We start from the raw sequence: 12,866 nt of genomic DNA, 5'->3' as shown, positions 1-12,866 counted from the left end.
AATGGAACTGAAGCTCCTGAATGAGCAAGGTCAGGAAGGCGCTGCGGTCAACGCGTCGGACGTCGTGTTCGGTCGTGACTACAACGAAGCGCTGATCCATCAAGTGGTTGTGGCTTATCAAGCCAACGCCCGCAGCGGCAATCGTGCGCAAAAAGACCGTGAACAGGTCAAGCACACGACCAAGAAGCCGTGGCGTCAGAAGGGTACGGGCCGCGCTCGTGCCGGTATGTCGTCGAGCCCGTTGTGGCGCGGCGGTGGCCGTATCTTCCCGAATTCGCCGGAAGAGAACTTCACCCACAAAGTTAACAAGAAGATGTACCGCGCCGGTGTGTGCTCGATTCTGTCGCAGCTCGCCCGTGAAGGTCGTCTGTTGGTGGTCGAAGACATCAAGCTCGATGCTCCGAAGACCAAACTGCTCGCTGAAAAGATCAAGGCCATGGGTCTTGAGTCGGTGCTGCTGATCACGGATACCGTGGACGAGAACCTGTTCTTGGCCTCGCGCAATCTGGCTCACGTTGCCGTCACCGAGCCGCGTTTCGCCGACCCGCTGTCGCTCATCTACTTCAAGAAGGTGCTGCTGACGAAGGGCGCGATCGCCAAGATTGAGGAGATGCTGTCATGAGCGACGTGCGTAAAAACGACCATCGTCTGATGCAGGTCCTGCTCGCGCCGGTGATCTCCGAAAAGGCGACGCTGGTGGCCGACAAGAACGAGCAAGTGGTGTTCCAAGTTGCACGTGACGCGAACAAGCAAGAAGTGAAGGCTGCTGTTGAGCTTCTCTTCAAAGTGGAAGTCGAGTCGGTGCAAATCCTGAACCGCAAGGGCAAGCAAAAGCGCTTTGGCCGCTTCATGGGTCGTCGCGACCACGAGAAGAAGGCCTACGTTAGCCTGAAGCCGGGTCAGGAAATCAATTTTGAAGCGGAGGCCAAGTAATCATGGCACTCGTCAAAACGAAACCGACATCGCCGGGCCGCCGCGCCCTGGTCAAGGTCGTCAACAAGGATCTGCATAAGGGCAAGCCGTTTGCTCCGTTGCTGGATACCAAGAGCAAGACCGCTGGCCGTAACAACAACGGTCACATCACCACCCGTCACATGGGTGGCGGTCATAAGCAACATTACCGTATCGTCGATTTCCGTCGTAACAAGGACGGCATTCCGGCGAAGGTTGAGCGTCTGGAATATGACCCGAACCGCAGCGCGAACATCGCACTGCTGTGCTACGCCGACGGCGAGCGTCGTTACATCATTGCTCCGCGCGGTCTGACCGTCGGCCAGCAAGTGGTGAGCGGCTCGGAAGCGCCGATCAAGGCTGGCAACACGCTGCCGATCCGCAACATTCCGGTCGGTACCACGATCCACGGCATCGAAATTCTGCCGGGCAAGGGCGCGCAAATCGCTCGTGCTGCTGGTACTTCGGCAATGCTGCTGGCACGTGAAGGTGTCTACGCTCAGGTGCGTCTGCGTTCGGGTGAAATCCGTCGCATCCACATCGAGTGCCGTGCCACCATCGGTGAAGTCGGTAACGAAGAGCACAGCCTGCGCCAGTTGGGCAAGGCCGGTGCGAAGCGTTGGCGCGGTATTCGCCCGACCGTTCGCGGTGTGGCGATGAACCCGGTGGATCACCCGCACGGTGGTGGTGAAGGTCGTACGGCTGCTGGTCGTCATCCGGTCAGCCCGTGGGGTCAGCATACCAAGGGTAAGCGTACCCGCTCGACCAAGCGCACCGACAGCATGATTGTTCAGCGTCGCAAGAAGCGTTAAGGAGCTAGCAAATGACTCGTTCTGTTAAAAAAGGTCCGTTTTGCGACGCTCATCTGCTGAAAAAAGTGGAAGCGGCTGCTGCATCGCGTGACAAGAAGCCGATCAAGACCTGGTCGCGTCGTTCGACCGTTCTGCCCGATTTCATCGGTTTGACGATCGCCGTGCACAACGGCCGTCAACACGTGCCGGTGTACGTGACGGAAAACATGGTCGGCCACAAGCTGGGTGAGTTCGCTCTCACCCGTACCTTCAAGGGCCATGCGGCCGACAAGAAGGCGAAGAAATAAGGGGCCGATCATGGAAGTGAAAGCAATTCATAAAGGTGCTCGTATCTCGGCGCAGAAGACGCGTCTGGTCGCCGACCAGATTCGTGGCCTGCCGCTCGAGCGTGCACTGAATGTTCTGACCTTCTCGCCGAAGAAGGCCGCGGTCATCATCAAGAAGGTGCTCGAGTCGGCAATCGCCAACGCCGAGCACAATGAAGGTGCTGACATCGACGAGCTGCGCGTTAAGGGCATCTTCGTTGACAAGGCGACCTCGCTCAAGCGTTTCACCGCGCGCGCTAAGGGCCGTGGTAATCGCATCGAGAAGCAAACCTGTCACATCACTGTGACGCTGGGCAACTAAGGGGTCACGATGGGACAGAAAATTCATCCGACTGGCTTCCGCTTGGCTGTCAGCCGTAACTGGGCTTCGCGTTGGTACGCCAACAATCAGAATTTCGCGCAGATGTTGCAAGAAGACATCGGCGTTCGCGATTATCTGAAGAAGAAGCTGAAGAACGCTTCGGTTGGCCGCGTGGTCATCGAGCGTCCGGCACGTAATGCCCGCATCACGATTTTTAGCTCGCGTCCGGGTGTTGTGATCGGTAAGAAGGGCGAGGACATCGAAATCCTCAAGGCCGAGCTGCAAAAGCGCATGGGCGTGCCCGTGCACGTGAACATCGAGGAAATTCGCAAGCCGGAAACGGATGCGCAGCTCATCGCTGACTCGATCGCTCAACAGCTCGAGCGCCGTATCATGTTCCGTCGCGCAATGAAGCGCGCGATGCAGAACGCGATGCGTCTGGGTGCCCAAGGCATCAAGATCATGAGCGCTGGTCGCCTGAACGGTATCGAAATCGCCCGTACCGAGTGGTACCGCGAAGGCCGTGTGCCCCTGCACACGCTGCGCGCTGACATCGACTACGCAACCTCGGAAGCGAAGACGACGTACGGCATCATCGGTATCAAGGTGTGGGTGTACAAGGGTGACACGCTGGGCCGCAACGACGCTCCGGTGGCTGAAGAGCCGGCCGAAGAAAAGCGTCCGCGCCGCAACGCGCGTCCGGGCGACCGTCGCCCCCGTCGTGACGATGCTGGCGATAAGGCCGGCGCGAAGCGCGGTGGTGCACGCCGTCCGGCTGGCAAGCCTGAAGGCGACGCCAAGACTGGAGAATAATCATGCTGCAACCGAAACGCAGAAAGTATCGCAAAGAGCAGAAAGGCCGTAACACTGGCGTCGCCACCCGTGGCAACGAAGTGTCGTTCGGCGAATTCGGCCTGAAGGCGGTCGGTCGTGGTCGTCTGACGGCTCGTCAAATCGAAGCTGCTCGTCGTGCCATGACCCGCCACATCAAGCGCGGCGGCCGTATCTGGATTCGTATTTTCCCGGATAAGCCGATCTCGCAAAAGCCGGCCGAAGTGCGTATGGGTAACGGTAAGGGTAACCCTGAGTACTACGTCGCCGAGATTCAACCGGGCAAGATGCTGTACGAGATGGACGGTGTTGATGAAGCGCTGGCTCGCGAGGCGTTCCGCCTGGCCGCCGCTAAGCTGCCGATTCAGACGACGTTCTTCGTCCGTCGCCTTGGCGCTTGATTGGAGAGATTGAAATGAAAGCATCCGAACTTCGTGCCAAGGATGTCGACGGTTTGAACAAAGAACTGTCGGATCTGCTGAAGGCCCAATTCGGTCTTCGCATGCAAGCGGGCACCCAACAGCTGAGCAACACCAGCCAGCTGAAGAAGGTGCGCAAGGACATCGCGCGCGTGCGTACCGTGTTGACTGAGAAGGCGAGCCAGAAATGAACGATACCGCTAAGACCTCGCTGAAGCGTACCCTCGTGGGTAAGGTTGTCAGCGACAAGATGGACAAGACGGTTACCGTGCTGGTCGAGCGTCAAATGAAGCACCCGCTCTACGGCAAGTACATCGTGCGTTCGAAGAAGTACCACGCGCACGATGAAACCAACCAGATCAAGGAAGGCGATACGGTCGAGATTCAAGAAACTCGTCCGCTGTCGAAGACCAAGGCCTGGACGGTTTCCCGTCTCGTGGAAGCCGCCCGCATCATCTAAGGCGCGCCGAAGCGAAGGCTGACTTGCAAGTCCGGAATTATCGATGTATAATTCCGGACTTTCCGCTTCTTTCGCCAAAACCGGTCTTTGGTTTCGCAAGGGAGTGGATGGCTTCCGAGACTGATTCGTATCCTCTACGGGTCGTGTTGAGGTAGCAAGGTTGTCCACTTTTGAACGACTCAACCCAAACGGCACCCTTTGGTGCTGACGGGGACCAAGACTGACCGACGCGTATGTGTCGGATTAAGTTGGGAAGATAACACCATGATTCAAACTGAAACCCGGCTCGAAGTAGCCGACAACACCGGTGCGCGTGAAGTGATGTGCATCAAGGTGCTGGGCGGCTCCAAGCGTCGCTACGCCGGCATTGGCGACATCATCAAGGTCAGCGTGAAAGATGCTGCCCCGCGTGGTCGCGTCAAGAAGGGCGAAATCTACAACGCAGTGGTCGTGCGCACCGCCAAGGGCGTGCGTCGCCAGGACGGCTCGCTGGTCAAATTCGACGGCAACGCCGCCGTGCTGCTTAACACCAAGCTCGAGCCGATCGGCACCCGTATCTTCGGACCGGTTACGCGTGAACTGCGTACCGAACGCTTCATGAAGATCGTGTCGCTGGCCCCGGAAGTGCTGTAAGGAGCCGACACATGAACAAGATTCGCAAGGGTGACCAGGTCATCGTGCTGACGGGTAAGGACAAGGCCAAGCGTGGCACGGTCCTGGCCGTTGATGGCGACAAGTTGGTCGTCGAGGGCGTGAACGTTGCTAAGAAGCACGTCAAGCCGAACCCGATGAAGGGCACGCAAGGTGGCGTGGTCGACAAGACGATGCCGATCCACGTTTCGAACGTGGCGCTGGTGGATGCCAATGGCAAGCCGTCGCGCGTGGGCATCAAGGTCGAAGACGGCAAGAAGGTCCGCTTCCTCAAGACGACCGGTGCTACGGTCGTCGGTGCCTAAGTCGCAGGGAGTATAGAAAATGGCCCGTTTGCAAGAGTTCTACAAAGACAAAGTTGTTGCCGCGCTGACGACTCAGTTCGGTTACAAGTCTGTCATGGAAGTGCCGCGTATCACCAAGATCACCCTGAACATGGGCCTTGGCCAAGCGGTTGCTGACAAGAAGATCATTGAACACGCCGTTGGCGACCTGACGAAGATCGCCGGCCAAAAGCCGGTGGTGACGAAGGCTCGCAAGGCTATCGCCGGTTTCAAGATCCGCGAAGGTTACCCGATCGGTACGATGGTGACGCTGCGTGGCGAGCGTATGTTCGAATTCCTGGATCGTTTCATCACCGTGGCTCTGCCGCGCGTGCGTGACTTCCGCGGGATTTCGGGTCGTGCGTTCGATGGTCGTGGCAACTACAACATCGGTGTGAAGGAACAGATCATCTTCCCCGAAATCGAGTACGACAAAATCGACGCGCTGCGTGGGCTGAACATCAGCATCACCACCACCGCGAAGACTGACGAAGAAGCCAAGGCTCTTCTGTCGGCGTTCAAATTCCCGTTCCGTAACTGAGGTAATCGTGGCTAAACTGGCACTTATCGAACGCGAAAAGAAGCGCGCCCGTCTGGCGGCGAAGTACGCTACCAAGCGTGCTGACCTCAAAGCGATCATCGAAGACACCAGCAAGTCGGAAGACGAGCGTTATGAAGCACGTCTGGCGCTGCAACAGCTGCCGCGTAACGCCAACCCGACGCGTCAACGCAATCGTTGCGAACTGACTGGCCGTCCGCGCGGTACCTTCCGCAAATTCGGCCTGGCCCGTAACAAGATCCGTGAAATCGCCTTCCGTGGCGAAATCCCGGGCGTGACCAAAGCAAGCTGGTAATAGGAGAAGCACCATGAGCATGAGCGATCCTATCGCCGATATGCTGACCCGCATCCGCAACGCTCAGATGGTTGAGAAGGCATCCGTGAAGATGCCCTCGTCCAAGCTGAAGGTCTCGATCGCCAAAGTCCTGAAGGACGAAGGCTACATCGAAGACTTCGCGGTTGAGGCAGAAGAAACCAAGCCGGTGCTGAACATTGCACTGAAGTACTACGCTGGCCGTCCTGTGATTGAGCGCCTCGAGCGCGTGTCGCGTCCGGGTCTGCGTGTGTACAAGAGCCGCAACGACATCCCGCAGGTCATGAATGGCCTGGGCGTTGCAATCGTCTCGACCCCGAAGGGCGTGATGACCGATCGCAAAGCACGCGCCACCGGCGTGGGCGGCGAAGTCATCTGCTACGTCGCCTAACCGAGGAGAGTTGAAATGTCTCGTGTAGGTAAGAGTCCTATTGCACTGCCGAAGGGTGTTGAAGCAACGCTCGCCGGTAATGTGCTGACGATCAAGGGCGCCCTGGGTTCGTTGACCCGCGGCATCAACTCCCTTGTGAACGTCAAGATTGAAGACGGCACCATCACCTTCGCCCCGGCCGACGAAAGCCGTGAAGCGAACGCGCTGTATGGTACGGAACGTGCACTGGTCAACAATATGGTTGCTGGTGTGAGCAAGGGTTTCGAAAAGAAGCTGCAACTCGTTGGCGTGGGTTACCGTGCCAAGGCTGAAGGTAACAACCTGAAGCTCGAGCTGGGTTTCTCGCACGATGTTGTGCACCCCATGCCGGAAGGCGTGAAGGCCGAAACCCCGACGCAAACGGAGATCATCATCAAAGGCGTTGATAAACAACGCATCGGACAAGTGGCTGCGGAAGTTCGCGGTTACCGTCCGCCCGAGCCCTACAAGGGTAAGGGTGTCCGCTATGCGGACGAAGTGGTGATCCTCAAGGAAACCAAGAAGAAGTAAGGGTGCGAAACATGGACAAGAAACAATCACGTGTGCGCCGCGCTCGCCAGACTCGTATCAAGCTGGCAGCTCAAAAGGTGCATCGCCTTTCCGTGCATCGCACCAACGTGCACATTTACGCGCAAGTTTTCTCGGAAGACGGCACGCAAGTGCTGGCCAGCGCTTCGACGCTGGAAGCCGAAGTGCGCAAGGAACTGGGCGACAAGGAAGGCAAGGGCGGCAACGCTGCTGCAGCTGCGCTGATCGGCCGTCGTATCGCCGAAAAGGCGAAGGCTGCCGGCATCGAAAGCGTCTCTTTCGACCGCTCGGGCTTCCGCTATCACGGTCGCGTCAAGGCTTTGGCCGACGCTGCCCGTGAAGCCGGCCTCAAGTTCTAAGGTAAGGATCCGTCATGGCAAAGATGCAAGCGAAAGTTCAGGCTGACGAACGCGACGACGGCCTTCGCGAGAAGATGATTGCGGTCAACCGCGTCACGAAAGTGGTGAAGGGTGGTCGTATTCTCGGTTTTGCCGCGTTGACCGTGGTTGGTGACGGCGATGGCCGCATCGGCATGGGCAAAGGCAAGGCGAAGGAAGTGCCGGTTGCTGTTCAAAAAGCAATGGAACAAGCCCGCCGCAATATGTTCAAGGTCGCCCTGAAAAACGGCACCCTGCAACATAACGTTCTCGGCCAGCATGGCGCCTCGCGCGTCCTGATGTCGCCGGCGAAGGACGGTACTGGCGTGATCGCCGGTGGCCCGATGCGCGCGGTGTTCGAGGTGATGGGCGTGACCAACGTGGTGACGAAGAGCCTTGGCTCGACGAACCCGTACAACCTGGTCCGCGCCACGCTCGACGGCCTGAAGAAACAATCGACTCCTGCTGACATCGCCGCTAAGCGTGGCAAGTCGGTGGAAGAGATCCTCGGCTAAGGGTGATCAATATGTCGCAGCAACAAACTGTGAAAGTCAAGCTGGTCAAGAGCCTGATCGGCACGCGTGAAGAACATCGCGCGACCGTGAAGGGCCTGGGCCTGCGTCGCCTCAATTCGGTCAGCGAGTTGCAGGATACGCCCGCTGTGCGGGGCATGATCAACAAGGTCTCGTACCTTGTGAAGATCGTCGACTGAGCGAGGGCAAAATGGAATTGAATTCGATTAAGCCGGCAGAAGGCGCTAAGCACGCCAAGCGCCGCGTTGGCCGTGGCATCGGTTCGGGTCTGGGTAAAACCGCCGGCCGTGGTCACAAGGGTCAGAAGTCGCGTTCGGGCGGCTTCCACAAGGTGGGCTTCGAAGGCGGTCAAATGCCGCTGCAACGTCGTCTGCCGAAGCGTGGTTTCAAGTCGCTGACGCGTCGTTTCGTGGGCGAAGTTCGCCTGTCGGACCTGAACAACCTGCCGGTCGACGAGATCGATCTGTTGGTTCTGAAGCAGGCCGGTCTGGTGAGCGAGCTGTCGCTGTCGGCCAAGATCATCGCCGCTGGCGAGATCACCCGCAAGGTCGTTGTGAAGGGTCTGGGCGTCACCAAGGGTGCGCTCACGGCAATTCAGGCGGCTGGCGGTTCGGTCGCAGAGTAAGTTAGGACACCCCGGAGCCATCATTGGCCAAGTCTCCTAATCTCGCTAAGCCTGGTACGCAGGGCCCGAAGTATGCGGATCTGCGCCGGCGGCTGGTTTTTCTGCTGCTGGCGTTGATCGTCTACCGTATTGGTGCGCATATCCCGGTGCCGGGCATCGACCCCGATCAGCTGGCGCAGCTGTTCCAGCGCCAGTCGGGCGGGATCCTGGGCATGTTCAACATGTTCTCGGGCGGTGCGTTGTCGCGTTTCACGATCTTCGCACTGGGGATCATGCCGTATATCTCGGCATCGATCATCATGCAGTTGCTGGCGATGGTTTCGCCACAATTGGAAGCCTTGCGTAAGGAAGGCCAAGCCGGCCAACGCAAGATTACGCAGTACACCCGGTATTTCACGGTGGTGCTTGCGCTCTTCCAGGCAGCTGCAATTGCGGTGACGTTGGAGAGCGAGCCAGGGCTCGTCGTCGATCCAGGCATGATGTTCCGCCTGACGACGGTGATCACGCTCGTAACCGGCACGATGTTCCTGATGTGGCTCGGTGAGCAAATCACTGAACGCGGTCTCGGTAACGGTATTTCGATCATCATCTTTGGTGGTATCGCAGCCGGTTTGCCGAATGCTGTGGGTGGCTTGTTCGAGCTCGTTAGTACCGGTTCGATCGGTCCGTTCTCGGCGATCGTGATCTGTGCGCTCGTGGTGCTCGTGACGTTCTTCGTCGTTTTCGTGGAGCGGGGTCAGCGTAAGATCCTCGTGAACTACGCTAAACGCCAGGTCGGCAATAAGGTGTACGGTGGTCAGGCTTCGCACCTGCCGCTTAAGCTGAATATGGCAGGCGTGATTCCGCCGATCTTTGCGTCGTCGATCATCCTGTTCCCGGCAACGATCGCGAACTGGTTTGGCGCAGGTGACAATACGCGTTGGCTCAAGGACATCGCGGCTAAGTTGTCGCCGGGTCAGCCGATCTACGTGATGCTCTACGCTTTGGCGATCGTGTTTTTCTGCTTCTTCTACACCGCACTGGTGTTTAACAGCAAAGAAACGGCCGAGAACCTGAAGAAGAGCGGCGCGTTTGTGCCGGGTATCCGTCCGGGCGACCAGACGGCACGGTACATCGACAAGATCTTGACGCGTCTGACGCTGGCTGGTGCAGCTTATGTCACCCTCGTGTGTCTGCTGCCCGAGTTCCTGGTGTTGCGCTGGAACGTCCCGTTCTACTTTGGCGGAACGTCCCTGCTGATCATTGTCGTGGTCACCATGGATTTCATGGCGCAAGTGCAGTCGTATGTGATGTCGCAACAGTATGAGTCGCTGCTCCGCAAGGCGAATTTCAAGGGCGGCAATAACATGACGCTTCGCTGATCCGGGATCATGTCGAAAGACGACGTTATTCAAATGCAGGGTGAGGTCCTTGAAAACCTCCCCAATGCCACCTTCCGGGTAAAGCTGGAAAATGGCCATGTAGTACTCGGACATATTTCCGGCAAGATGCGGATGCATTACATCCGCATTCTTCCCGGAGATAAGGTGACGGTAGAGTTGACGCCCTACGATCTGTCGCGTGCGCGGATCGTCTTCCGGGCGAAGTGATTAGAGAGAGGGAATTGTCATGAAAGTTTTGGCATCTGTTAAGTGCATCTGCCGCAATTGCAAGTTTGTGAAGCGCAAAGGCGTGCTGCGCGTGATCTGCAGCTCGGATCCGCGCCACAAGCAACGTCAGGGCTAATCGGCCTTTAACGCTATTTAGTTGGGGAATTACGAATGGCTCGTATTGCAGGGGTTAACATCCCGAACCACCAGCACACCGAAATCGGCCTGACGGCTATTTACGGTGTCGGCCGCACGCGCGCTCGCCAGATTTGCGAAGCCGCTGGTGTGCCGTTCTCGAAGAAGGTCAAGGACCTCGACGACAACGATCTCGAAAAGCTGCGTGACCAAGTCGGTCAGCTGACGGTCGAAGGCGACCTGCGTCGTGAAGTGACCATGAGCATCAAGCGCCTGATGGACTTGGGCTGCTATCGTGGTCTGCGTCACCGCAAGGGCCTGCCGGTCCGCGGCCAGCGCACCCGTACCAATGCGCGTACCCGCAAGGGCCCGCGTAAGGCCGGCGTCTCGCTGAAGAAGTAACCAGAGGATAGGAAACTCATGGCTAAGCAACAGAACAACGCCGCTTCGCAGCGCGTTCGCAAGAAGGTCAAGAAGAGCGTTGCAGAAGGCGTCGTGCACGTCCACGCTTCGTTCAACAACACCATCATCACGATCACCGATCGTCAGGGCAATGCGCTGGCATGGGCGACTTCGGGTGGCCAGGGCTTCAAGGGTTCGCGTAAGTCGACCCCGTTTGCTGCCCAGGTTGCTGCTGAATCGGCTGGCCGCGTGGCGCTGGAATACGGCGTGAAGAACCTGGAAGTTCGCATCAAGGGCCCGGGCCCGGGTCGCGAATCCGCGGTTCGCGCACTGAATGCGCTGGGTATCAAGATCACGGCCATCTCGGACGTGACGCCGGTCCCGCACAACGGTTGCCGCCCGCCGAAGCGTCGTCGTATCTAAGACGCTTTAGGAAATCCTGCTATAATCGCGGGTTCGCGCACGGTCTCGGCCGTGCGCGTAGCAATTTCTAAGACCACCGTCCGGTACATTGGTACCGGACTTGCGTAGTGGACAAGGCGCCGCTGCGTCAAATTTTGAGATAAAGGAACAACCGTGGCACGTTATATCGGCCCGAAGGCCAAACTCTCCCGCCGTGAAGGTACTGACCTCTTCCTGAAGAGCGCACGTCGCTCGCTCGCCGACAAGTGCAAGCTGGATAGCAAGCCGGGTCAGCATGGCCGCACCTCGGGTGCTCGTACGTCGGACTACGGCAACCAACTGCGCGAAAAGCAGAAGGTTAAGCGTATTTACGGCGTGCTCGAGCGTCAGTTCCGCCGTTATTTCGCGGAAGCCGACCGTCTGAAGGGCAACACGGGTGAAAACCTGCTGCAAGTCCTCGAGTCGCGTCTGGACAACGTCGTGTACCGCATGGGTTTTGGTTCGACGCGCGCTGAAGCGCGCCAGCTGGTTGGCCACAAGGCCATCGTGCTGAACGGTGTTGTCGCCAACATCCCGTCGATCAAGGTCAAGGCCGGTGACGTGATCACCGTGCGCGAAAAGGCCAAGAAGCAAGTGCGTATTCAAGAATCGCTGACGCTGGCAGAACAAGTCGGTTTCCCGATCTGGGTTTCGGTTGACGCCAAGAAGATGGAAGGCACTTTCAAGGCACTGCCGGAACGCAGCGATATCGCAGGCGACATCAACGAAAGCCTGATCGTCGAATTGTATTCGCGTTAATCCAAACGCTGACGCGCCTCACGGCGCGTTTTCGTTCCGTGCAGGTTTGTCATCCATCAGCCTTATCGGTGTAACGAGCCGAGGGTATTGAAAAGGAAACCTATGCAAAACAGTTTATTGAAGCCCAAGATCATCGAGGTTGAAGAAGTCGGTGAGCATCACGCCAAAGTTGTGATGGAGCCGTTCGAACGTGGTTACGGCCACACCTTGGGCAATGCGCTGCGCCGCGTGCTGTTGTCGTCGATGGTTGGCTACGCGCCGACCGAAGTGACGATCGCCGGCGTCGTGCATGAATACTCCACCATCGACGGTGTTCAGGAAGATGTTGTTAACTTCCTGCTGAACCTCAAGGGTGTGGTGTTCAAGCTGCATAACCGTGATGAAGTCACGGTTACGCTGCGCAAGGATGGTGAAGGTGTGGTGCGTGCTTCGGATATCGAACTGCCGCACGACGTCGAACTGATCAACCCCGATCACGTGATTGCACATCTGGCCAAGGGCGGTAAGCTCGACGTCCAGATCAAGATTGAAAAGGGTCGTGGTTATGTCCCGGGTAACGTGCGCCGTTATGGCGATGATTCGGCCAAGGTGATTGGTCGTATCGTCCTCGACGCGTCGTTCTCGCCGGTCAAGCGTGTGAGCTATGCGGTCGAATCGGCCCGTGTGGAACAGCGTACCGATCTGGACAAGCTCGTGATGAACATCGAGACCAACGGTGTGGTGTCGCCGGAAGAAGCGATCCGTCAATCGGCTCGCATCCTCGTCGACCAACTGTCGGTGTTCGCTGCGTTGGAAGGCACGGAAGCCGCCAGCGAAGCGCCGTCGCGTGCGCCGCAGATCGATCCGATCCTGCTGCGTCCGGTGGACGATCTCGAGTTGACGGTGCGTTCGGCCAACTGCTTGAAGGCCGAAAACATCTACTACATCGGCGACCTGATTCAACGTACCGAGAACGAATTGCTCAAGACCCCGAATCTGGGTCGCAAGTCGCTCAACGAGATCAAGGAAGTGCTGGCCTCGCGTGGTCTCACGCTGGGTATGAAGCTCGAAAACTGGCCGCCGGCTGGTCTCGAGAAGTAAGTTGTGAAGACATGGCCGCCT

General features: G+C 58.0%; 26 protein-coding genes. All 26 read left to right on the top strand.

What is annotated here, in order from left to right:
- The first annotated feature begins 1 nt into the window (after position 1).
- Complete coding sequence (gene rplD, locus ACPWR9_RS24055) at positions 2-622, top strand: 50S ribosomal protein L4 (protein WP_150682367.1); 621 nt, start codon at positions 2-4, stop codon at positions 620-622.
- Positions 619-933 carry a 50S ribosomal protein L23 gene (gene rplW / locus ACPWR9_RS24050; RefSeq protein WP_058376381.1) on the top strand — a complete coding sequence of 105 codons (315 nt, stop codon included), beginning with the start codon at positions 619-621 and terminating at the stop codon, positions 931-933. Before rplD ends, rplW begins: the two co-directional genes overlap by 4 nt.
- 2 nt (positions 934-935) lie before the next feature.
- Entirely contained in the window at positions 936-1,763 is an 828-nt protein-coding gene (rplB, locus tag ACPWR9_RS24045; RefSeq protein WP_150682366.1) for a 50S ribosomal protein L2, read from the top strand.
- Positions 1,764-1,774: 11 nt separating this feature from the next.
- Complete coding sequence (rpsS, locus tag ACPWR9_RS24040) at positions 1,775-2,050, top strand: 30S ribosomal protein S19 (RefSeq protein ID WP_010804133.1); 276 nt, start codon at positions 1,775-1,777, stop codon at positions 2,048-2,050.
- 10 nt (positions 2,051-2,060) lie between these two features.
- Positions 2,061-2,390: a 50S ribosomal protein L22 gene (gene rplV, locus ACPWR9_RS24035; RefSeq protein WP_150682365.1), complete on the top strand. Its 330-nt coding sequence runs from the start codon at positions 2,061-2,063 to the stop codon at positions 2,388-2,390.
- A gap of 9 nt (positions 2,391-2,399) precedes the next feature.
- Positions 2,400-3,203 carry a 30S ribosomal protein S3 gene (rpsC, locus tag ACPWR9_RS24030; protein ID WP_150682364.1) on the top strand — a complete coding sequence of 268 codons (804 nt, stop codon included), beginning with the start codon at positions 2,400-2,402 and terminating at the stop codon, positions 3,201-3,203.
- A 2-nt stretch (positions 3,204-3,205) separates the two neighbouring features.
- Positions 3,206-3,622, top strand: a complete 417-nt coding sequence (rplP, locus tag ACPWR9_RS24025) for a 50S ribosomal protein L16 (RefSeq protein ID WP_010804130.1) — start codon at positions 3,206-3,208, stop codon at positions 3,620-3,622.
- Between the two features lie 14 nt (positions 3,623-3,636).
- The gene (rpmC, locus tag ACPWR9_RS24020; protein WP_010804129.1) at positions 3,637-3,831 is read left to right on the top strand and encodes a 50S ribosomal protein L29; all 195 of its coding nucleotides are present in this window, start codon (positions 3,637-3,639) and stop codon (positions 3,829-3,831) included.
- Positions 3,828-4,100 carry a 30S ribosomal protein S17 gene (gene rpsQ / locus ACPWR9_RS24015; protein ID WP_039374937.1) on the top strand — a complete coding sequence of 91 codons (273 nt, stop codon included), beginning with the start codon at positions 3,828-3,830 and terminating at the stop codon, positions 4,098-4,100. The genes rpmC and rpsQ overlap by 4 nt, the downstream gene beginning before the upstream one ends.
- Positions 4,101-4,364: 264 nt before the next feature.
- Positions 4,365-4,733: a 50S ribosomal protein L14 gene (gene rplN, locus ACPWR9_RS24010; protein WP_010804127.1), complete on the top strand. Its 369-nt coding sequence runs from the start codon at positions 4,365-4,367 to the stop codon at positions 4,731-4,733.
- 11 nt (positions 4,734-4,744) lie between these two features.
- Positions 4,745-5,056 carry a 50S ribosomal protein L24 gene (gene rplX, locus ACPWR9_RS24005; protein ID WP_010804126.1) on the top strand — a complete coding sequence of 104 codons (312 nt, stop codon included), beginning with the start codon at positions 4,745-4,747 and terminating at the stop codon, positions 5,054-5,056.
- A 19-nt stretch (positions 5,057-5,075) separates the two neighbouring features.
- Positions 5,076-5,615 (top strand): 50S ribosomal protein L5, encoded by a 540-nt coding sequence (gene rplE / locus ACPWR9_RS24000; RefSeq protein ID WP_058376375.1) that lies wholly within the window; start codon positions 5,076-5,078, stop codon positions 5,613-5,615.
- Between the two features lie 7 nt (positions 5,616-5,622).
- On the top strand, positions 5,623-5,928 hold the full coding sequence (gene rpsN / locus ACPWR9_RS23995) for a 30S ribosomal protein S14 (RefSeq protein ID WP_069342363.1): 306 nt from the start codon (positions 5,623-5,625) through the stop codon (positions 5,926-5,928).
- A gap of 13 nt (positions 5,929-5,941) precedes the next feature.
- The gene (gene rpsH, locus ACPWR9_RS23990) at positions 5,942-6,337 is read left to right on the top strand and encodes a 30S ribosomal protein S8 (RefSeq protein WP_010804123.1); all 396 of its coding nucleotides are present in this window, start codon (positions 5,942-5,944) and stop codon (positions 6,335-6,337) included.
- Positions 6,338-6,352: 15 nt separating this feature from the next.
- Positions 6,353-6,886: a 50S ribosomal protein L6 gene (gene rplF / locus ACPWR9_RS23985; protein ID WP_426301359.1), complete on the top strand. Its 534-nt coding sequence runs from the start codon at positions 6,353-6,355 to the stop codon at positions 6,884-6,886.
- A gap of 11 nt (positions 6,887-6,897) precedes the next feature.
- Positions 6,898-7,263: a 50S ribosomal protein L18 gene (rplR, locus tag ACPWR9_RS23980; RefSeq protein ID WP_039393713.1), complete on the top strand. Its 366-nt coding sequence runs from the start codon at positions 6,898-6,900 to the stop codon at positions 7,261-7,263.
- A gap of 14 nt (positions 7,264-7,277) precedes the next feature.
- On the top strand, positions 7,278-7,796 hold the full coding sequence (gene rpsE, locus ACPWR9_RS23975; RefSeq protein WP_039393711.1) for a 30S ribosomal protein S5: 519 nt from the start codon (positions 7,278-7,280) through the stop codon (positions 7,794-7,796).
- An 11-nt stretch (positions 7,797-7,807) separates the two neighbouring features.
- Complete coding sequence (rpmD, locus tag ACPWR9_RS23970) at positions 7,808-7,993, top strand: 50S ribosomal protein L30 (RefSeq protein ID WP_150682362.1); 186 nt, start codon at positions 7,808-7,810, stop codon at positions 7,991-7,993.
- 11 nt (positions 7,994-8,004) lie between these two features.
- On the top strand, positions 8,005-8,439 hold the full coding sequence (gene rplO / locus ACPWR9_RS23965; protein ID WP_039393709.1) for a 50S ribosomal protein L15: 435 nt from the start codon (positions 8,005-8,007) through the stop codon (positions 8,437-8,439).
- 23 nt (positions 8,440-8,462) lie between these two features.
- The gene (gene secY / locus ACPWR9_RS23960) at positions 8,463-9,800 is read left to right on the top strand and encodes a preprotein translocase subunit SecY (protein ID WP_150682361.1); all 1,338 of its coding nucleotides are present in this window, start codon (positions 8,463-8,465) and stop codon (positions 9,798-9,800) included.
- Positions 9,801-9,809: 9 nt separating this feature from the next.
- Complete coding sequence (gene infA, locus ACPWR9_RS23955) at positions 9,810-10,028, top strand: translation initiation factor IF-1 (protein WP_010804116.1); 219 nt, start codon at positions 9,810-9,812, stop codon at positions 10,026-10,028.
- Between the two features lie 19 nt (positions 10,029-10,047).
- Positions 10,048-10,164, top strand: a complete 117-nt coding sequence (gene rpmJ / locus ACPWR9_RS23950) for a 50S ribosomal protein L36 (RefSeq protein WP_010804115.1) — start codon at positions 10,048-10,050, stop codon at positions 10,162-10,164.
- 35 nt (positions 10,165-10,199) lie between these two features.
- Positions 10,200-10,565, top strand: coding sequence for a 30S ribosomal protein S13 (rpsM, locus tag ACPWR9_RS23945; protein ID WP_058376370.1), 366 nt, complete (start codon positions 10,200-10,202; stop codon positions 10,563-10,565).
- Positions 10,566-10,583: 18 nt separating this feature from the next.
- Positions 10,584-10,988: a 30S ribosomal protein S11 gene (gene rpsK, locus ACPWR9_RS23940; protein ID WP_010804113.1), complete on the top strand. Its 405-nt coding sequence runs from the start codon at positions 10,584-10,586 to the stop codon at positions 10,986-10,988.
- 153 nt (positions 10,989-11,141) lie between these two features.
- On the top strand, positions 11,142-11,765 hold the full coding sequence (gene rpsD / locus ACPWR9_RS23935) for a 30S ribosomal protein S4 (RefSeq protein ID WP_150682360.1): 624 nt from the start codon (positions 11,142-11,144) through the stop codon (positions 11,763-11,765).
- A 102-nt stretch (positions 11,766-11,867) separates the two neighbouring features.
- Positions 11,868-12,845, top strand: a complete 978-nt coding sequence (locus ACPWR9_RS23930) for a DNA-directed RNA polymerase subunit alpha (RefSeq protein ID WP_150682359.1) — start codon at positions 11,868-11,870, stop codon at positions 12,843-12,845.
- Positions 12,846-12,866: the final 21 nt, after the last annotated feature.

The sequence above is a fragment of the Pandoraea pneumonica genome, from assembly GCF_049918595.1.
GTDB classification, from domain to species: Bacteria; Pseudomonadota; Gammaproteobacteria; order Burkholderiales; family Burkholderiaceae; genus Pandoraea; species Pandoraea pneumonica_A.
This window is presented reverse-complemented; position numbering and strand designations above follow the sequence as displayed.

What these genes read in the sequence shown, in the direction of transcription:
- rplD (WP_150682367.1), top strand. Translation starts at nt 2, where the DNA reads ATGGAACTGAAGCTCCTGAATGAGCAAGGTCAGGAAGGCGCTGCGGTC.
- rplW (WP_058376381.1), top strand. Translation starts at nt 619, where the DNA reads ATGAGCGACGTGCGTAAAAACGACCATCGTCTGATGCAGGTCCTGCTC.
- rplB (WP_150682366.1), top strand. Translation starts at nt 936, where the DNA reads ATGGCACTCGTCAAAACGAAACCGACATCGCCGGGCCGCCGCGCCCTG.
- rpsS (WP_010804133.1), top strand. Translation starts at nt 1,775, where the DNA reads ATGACTCGTTCTGTTAAAAAAGGTCCGTTTTGCGACGCTCATCTGCTG.
- rplV (WP_150682365.1), top strand. Translation starts at nt 2,061, where the DNA reads ATGGAAGTGAAAGCAATTCATAAAGGTGCTCGTATCTCGGCGCAGAAG.
- rpsC (WP_150682364.1), top strand. Translation starts at nt 2,400, where the DNA reads ATGGGACAGAAAATTCATCCGACTGGCTTCCGCTTGGCTGTCAGCCGT.
- rplP (WP_010804130.1), top strand. Translation starts at nt 3,206, where the DNA reads ATGCTGCAACCGAAACGCAGAAAGTATCGCAAAGAGCAGAAAGGCCGT.
- rpmC (WP_010804129.1), top strand. Translation starts at nt 3,637, where the DNA reads ATGAAAGCATCCGAACTTCGTGCCAAGGATGTCGACGGTTTGAACAAA.
- rpsQ (WP_039374937.1), top strand. Translation starts at nt 3,828, where the DNA reads ATGAACGATACCGCTAAGACCTCGCTGAAGCGTACCCTCGTGGGTAAG.
- rplN (WP_010804127.1), top strand. Translation starts at nt 4,365, where the DNA reads ATGATTCAAACTGAAACCCGGCTCGAAGTAGCCGACAACACCGGTGCG.
- rplX (WP_010804126.1), top strand. Translation starts at nt 4,745, where the DNA reads ATGAACAAGATTCGCAAGGGTGACCAGGTCATCGTGCTGACGGGTAAG.
- rplE (WP_058376375.1), top strand. Translation starts at nt 5,076, where the DNA reads ATGGCCCGTTTGCAAGAGTTCTACAAAGACAAAGTTGTTGCCGCGCTG.
- rpsH (WP_010804123.1), top strand. Translation starts at nt 5,942, where the DNA reads ATGAGCATGAGCGATCCTATCGCCGATATGCTGACCCGCATCCGCAAC.
- rplF (WP_426301359.1), top strand. Translation starts at nt 6,353, where the DNA reads ATGTCTCGTGTAGGTAAGAGTCCTATTGCACTGCCGAAGGGTGTTGAA.
- rplR (WP_039393713.1), top strand. Translation starts at nt 6,898, where the DNA reads ATGGACAAGAAACAATCACGTGTGCGCCGCGCTCGCCAGACTCGTATC.
- rpsE (WP_039393711.1), top strand. Translation starts at nt 7,278, where the DNA reads ATGGCAAAGATGCAAGCGAAAGTTCAGGCTGACGAACGCGACGACGGC.
- rpmD (WP_150682362.1), top strand. Translation starts at nt 7,808, where the DNA reads ATGTCGCAGCAACAAACTGTGAAAGTCAAGCTGGTCAAGAGCCTGATC.
- rplO (WP_039393709.1), top strand. Translation starts at nt 8,005, where the DNA reads ATGGAATTGAATTCGATTAAGCCGGCAGAAGGCGCTAAGCACGCCAAG.
- infA (WP_010804116.1), top strand. Translation starts at nt 9,810, where the DNA reads ATGTCGAAAGACGACGTTATTCAAATGCAGGGTGAGGTCCTTGAAAAC.
- rpmJ (WP_010804115.1), top strand. Translation starts at nt 10,048, where the DNA reads ATGAAAGTTTTGGCATCTGTTAAGTGCATCTGCCGCAATTGCAAGTTT.
- rpsM (WP_058376370.1), top strand. Translation starts at nt 10,200, where the DNA reads ATGGCTCGTATTGCAGGGGTTAACATCCCGAACCACCAGCACACCGAA.
- rpsK (WP_010804113.1), top strand. Translation starts at nt 10,584, where the DNA reads ATGGCTAAGCAACAGAACAACGCCGCTTCGCAGCGCGTTCGCAAGAAG.
- ACPWR9_RS23930 (WP_150682359.1), top strand. Translation starts at nt 11,868, where the DNA reads ATGCAAAACAGTTTATTGAAGCCCAAGATCATCGAGGTTGAAGAAGTC.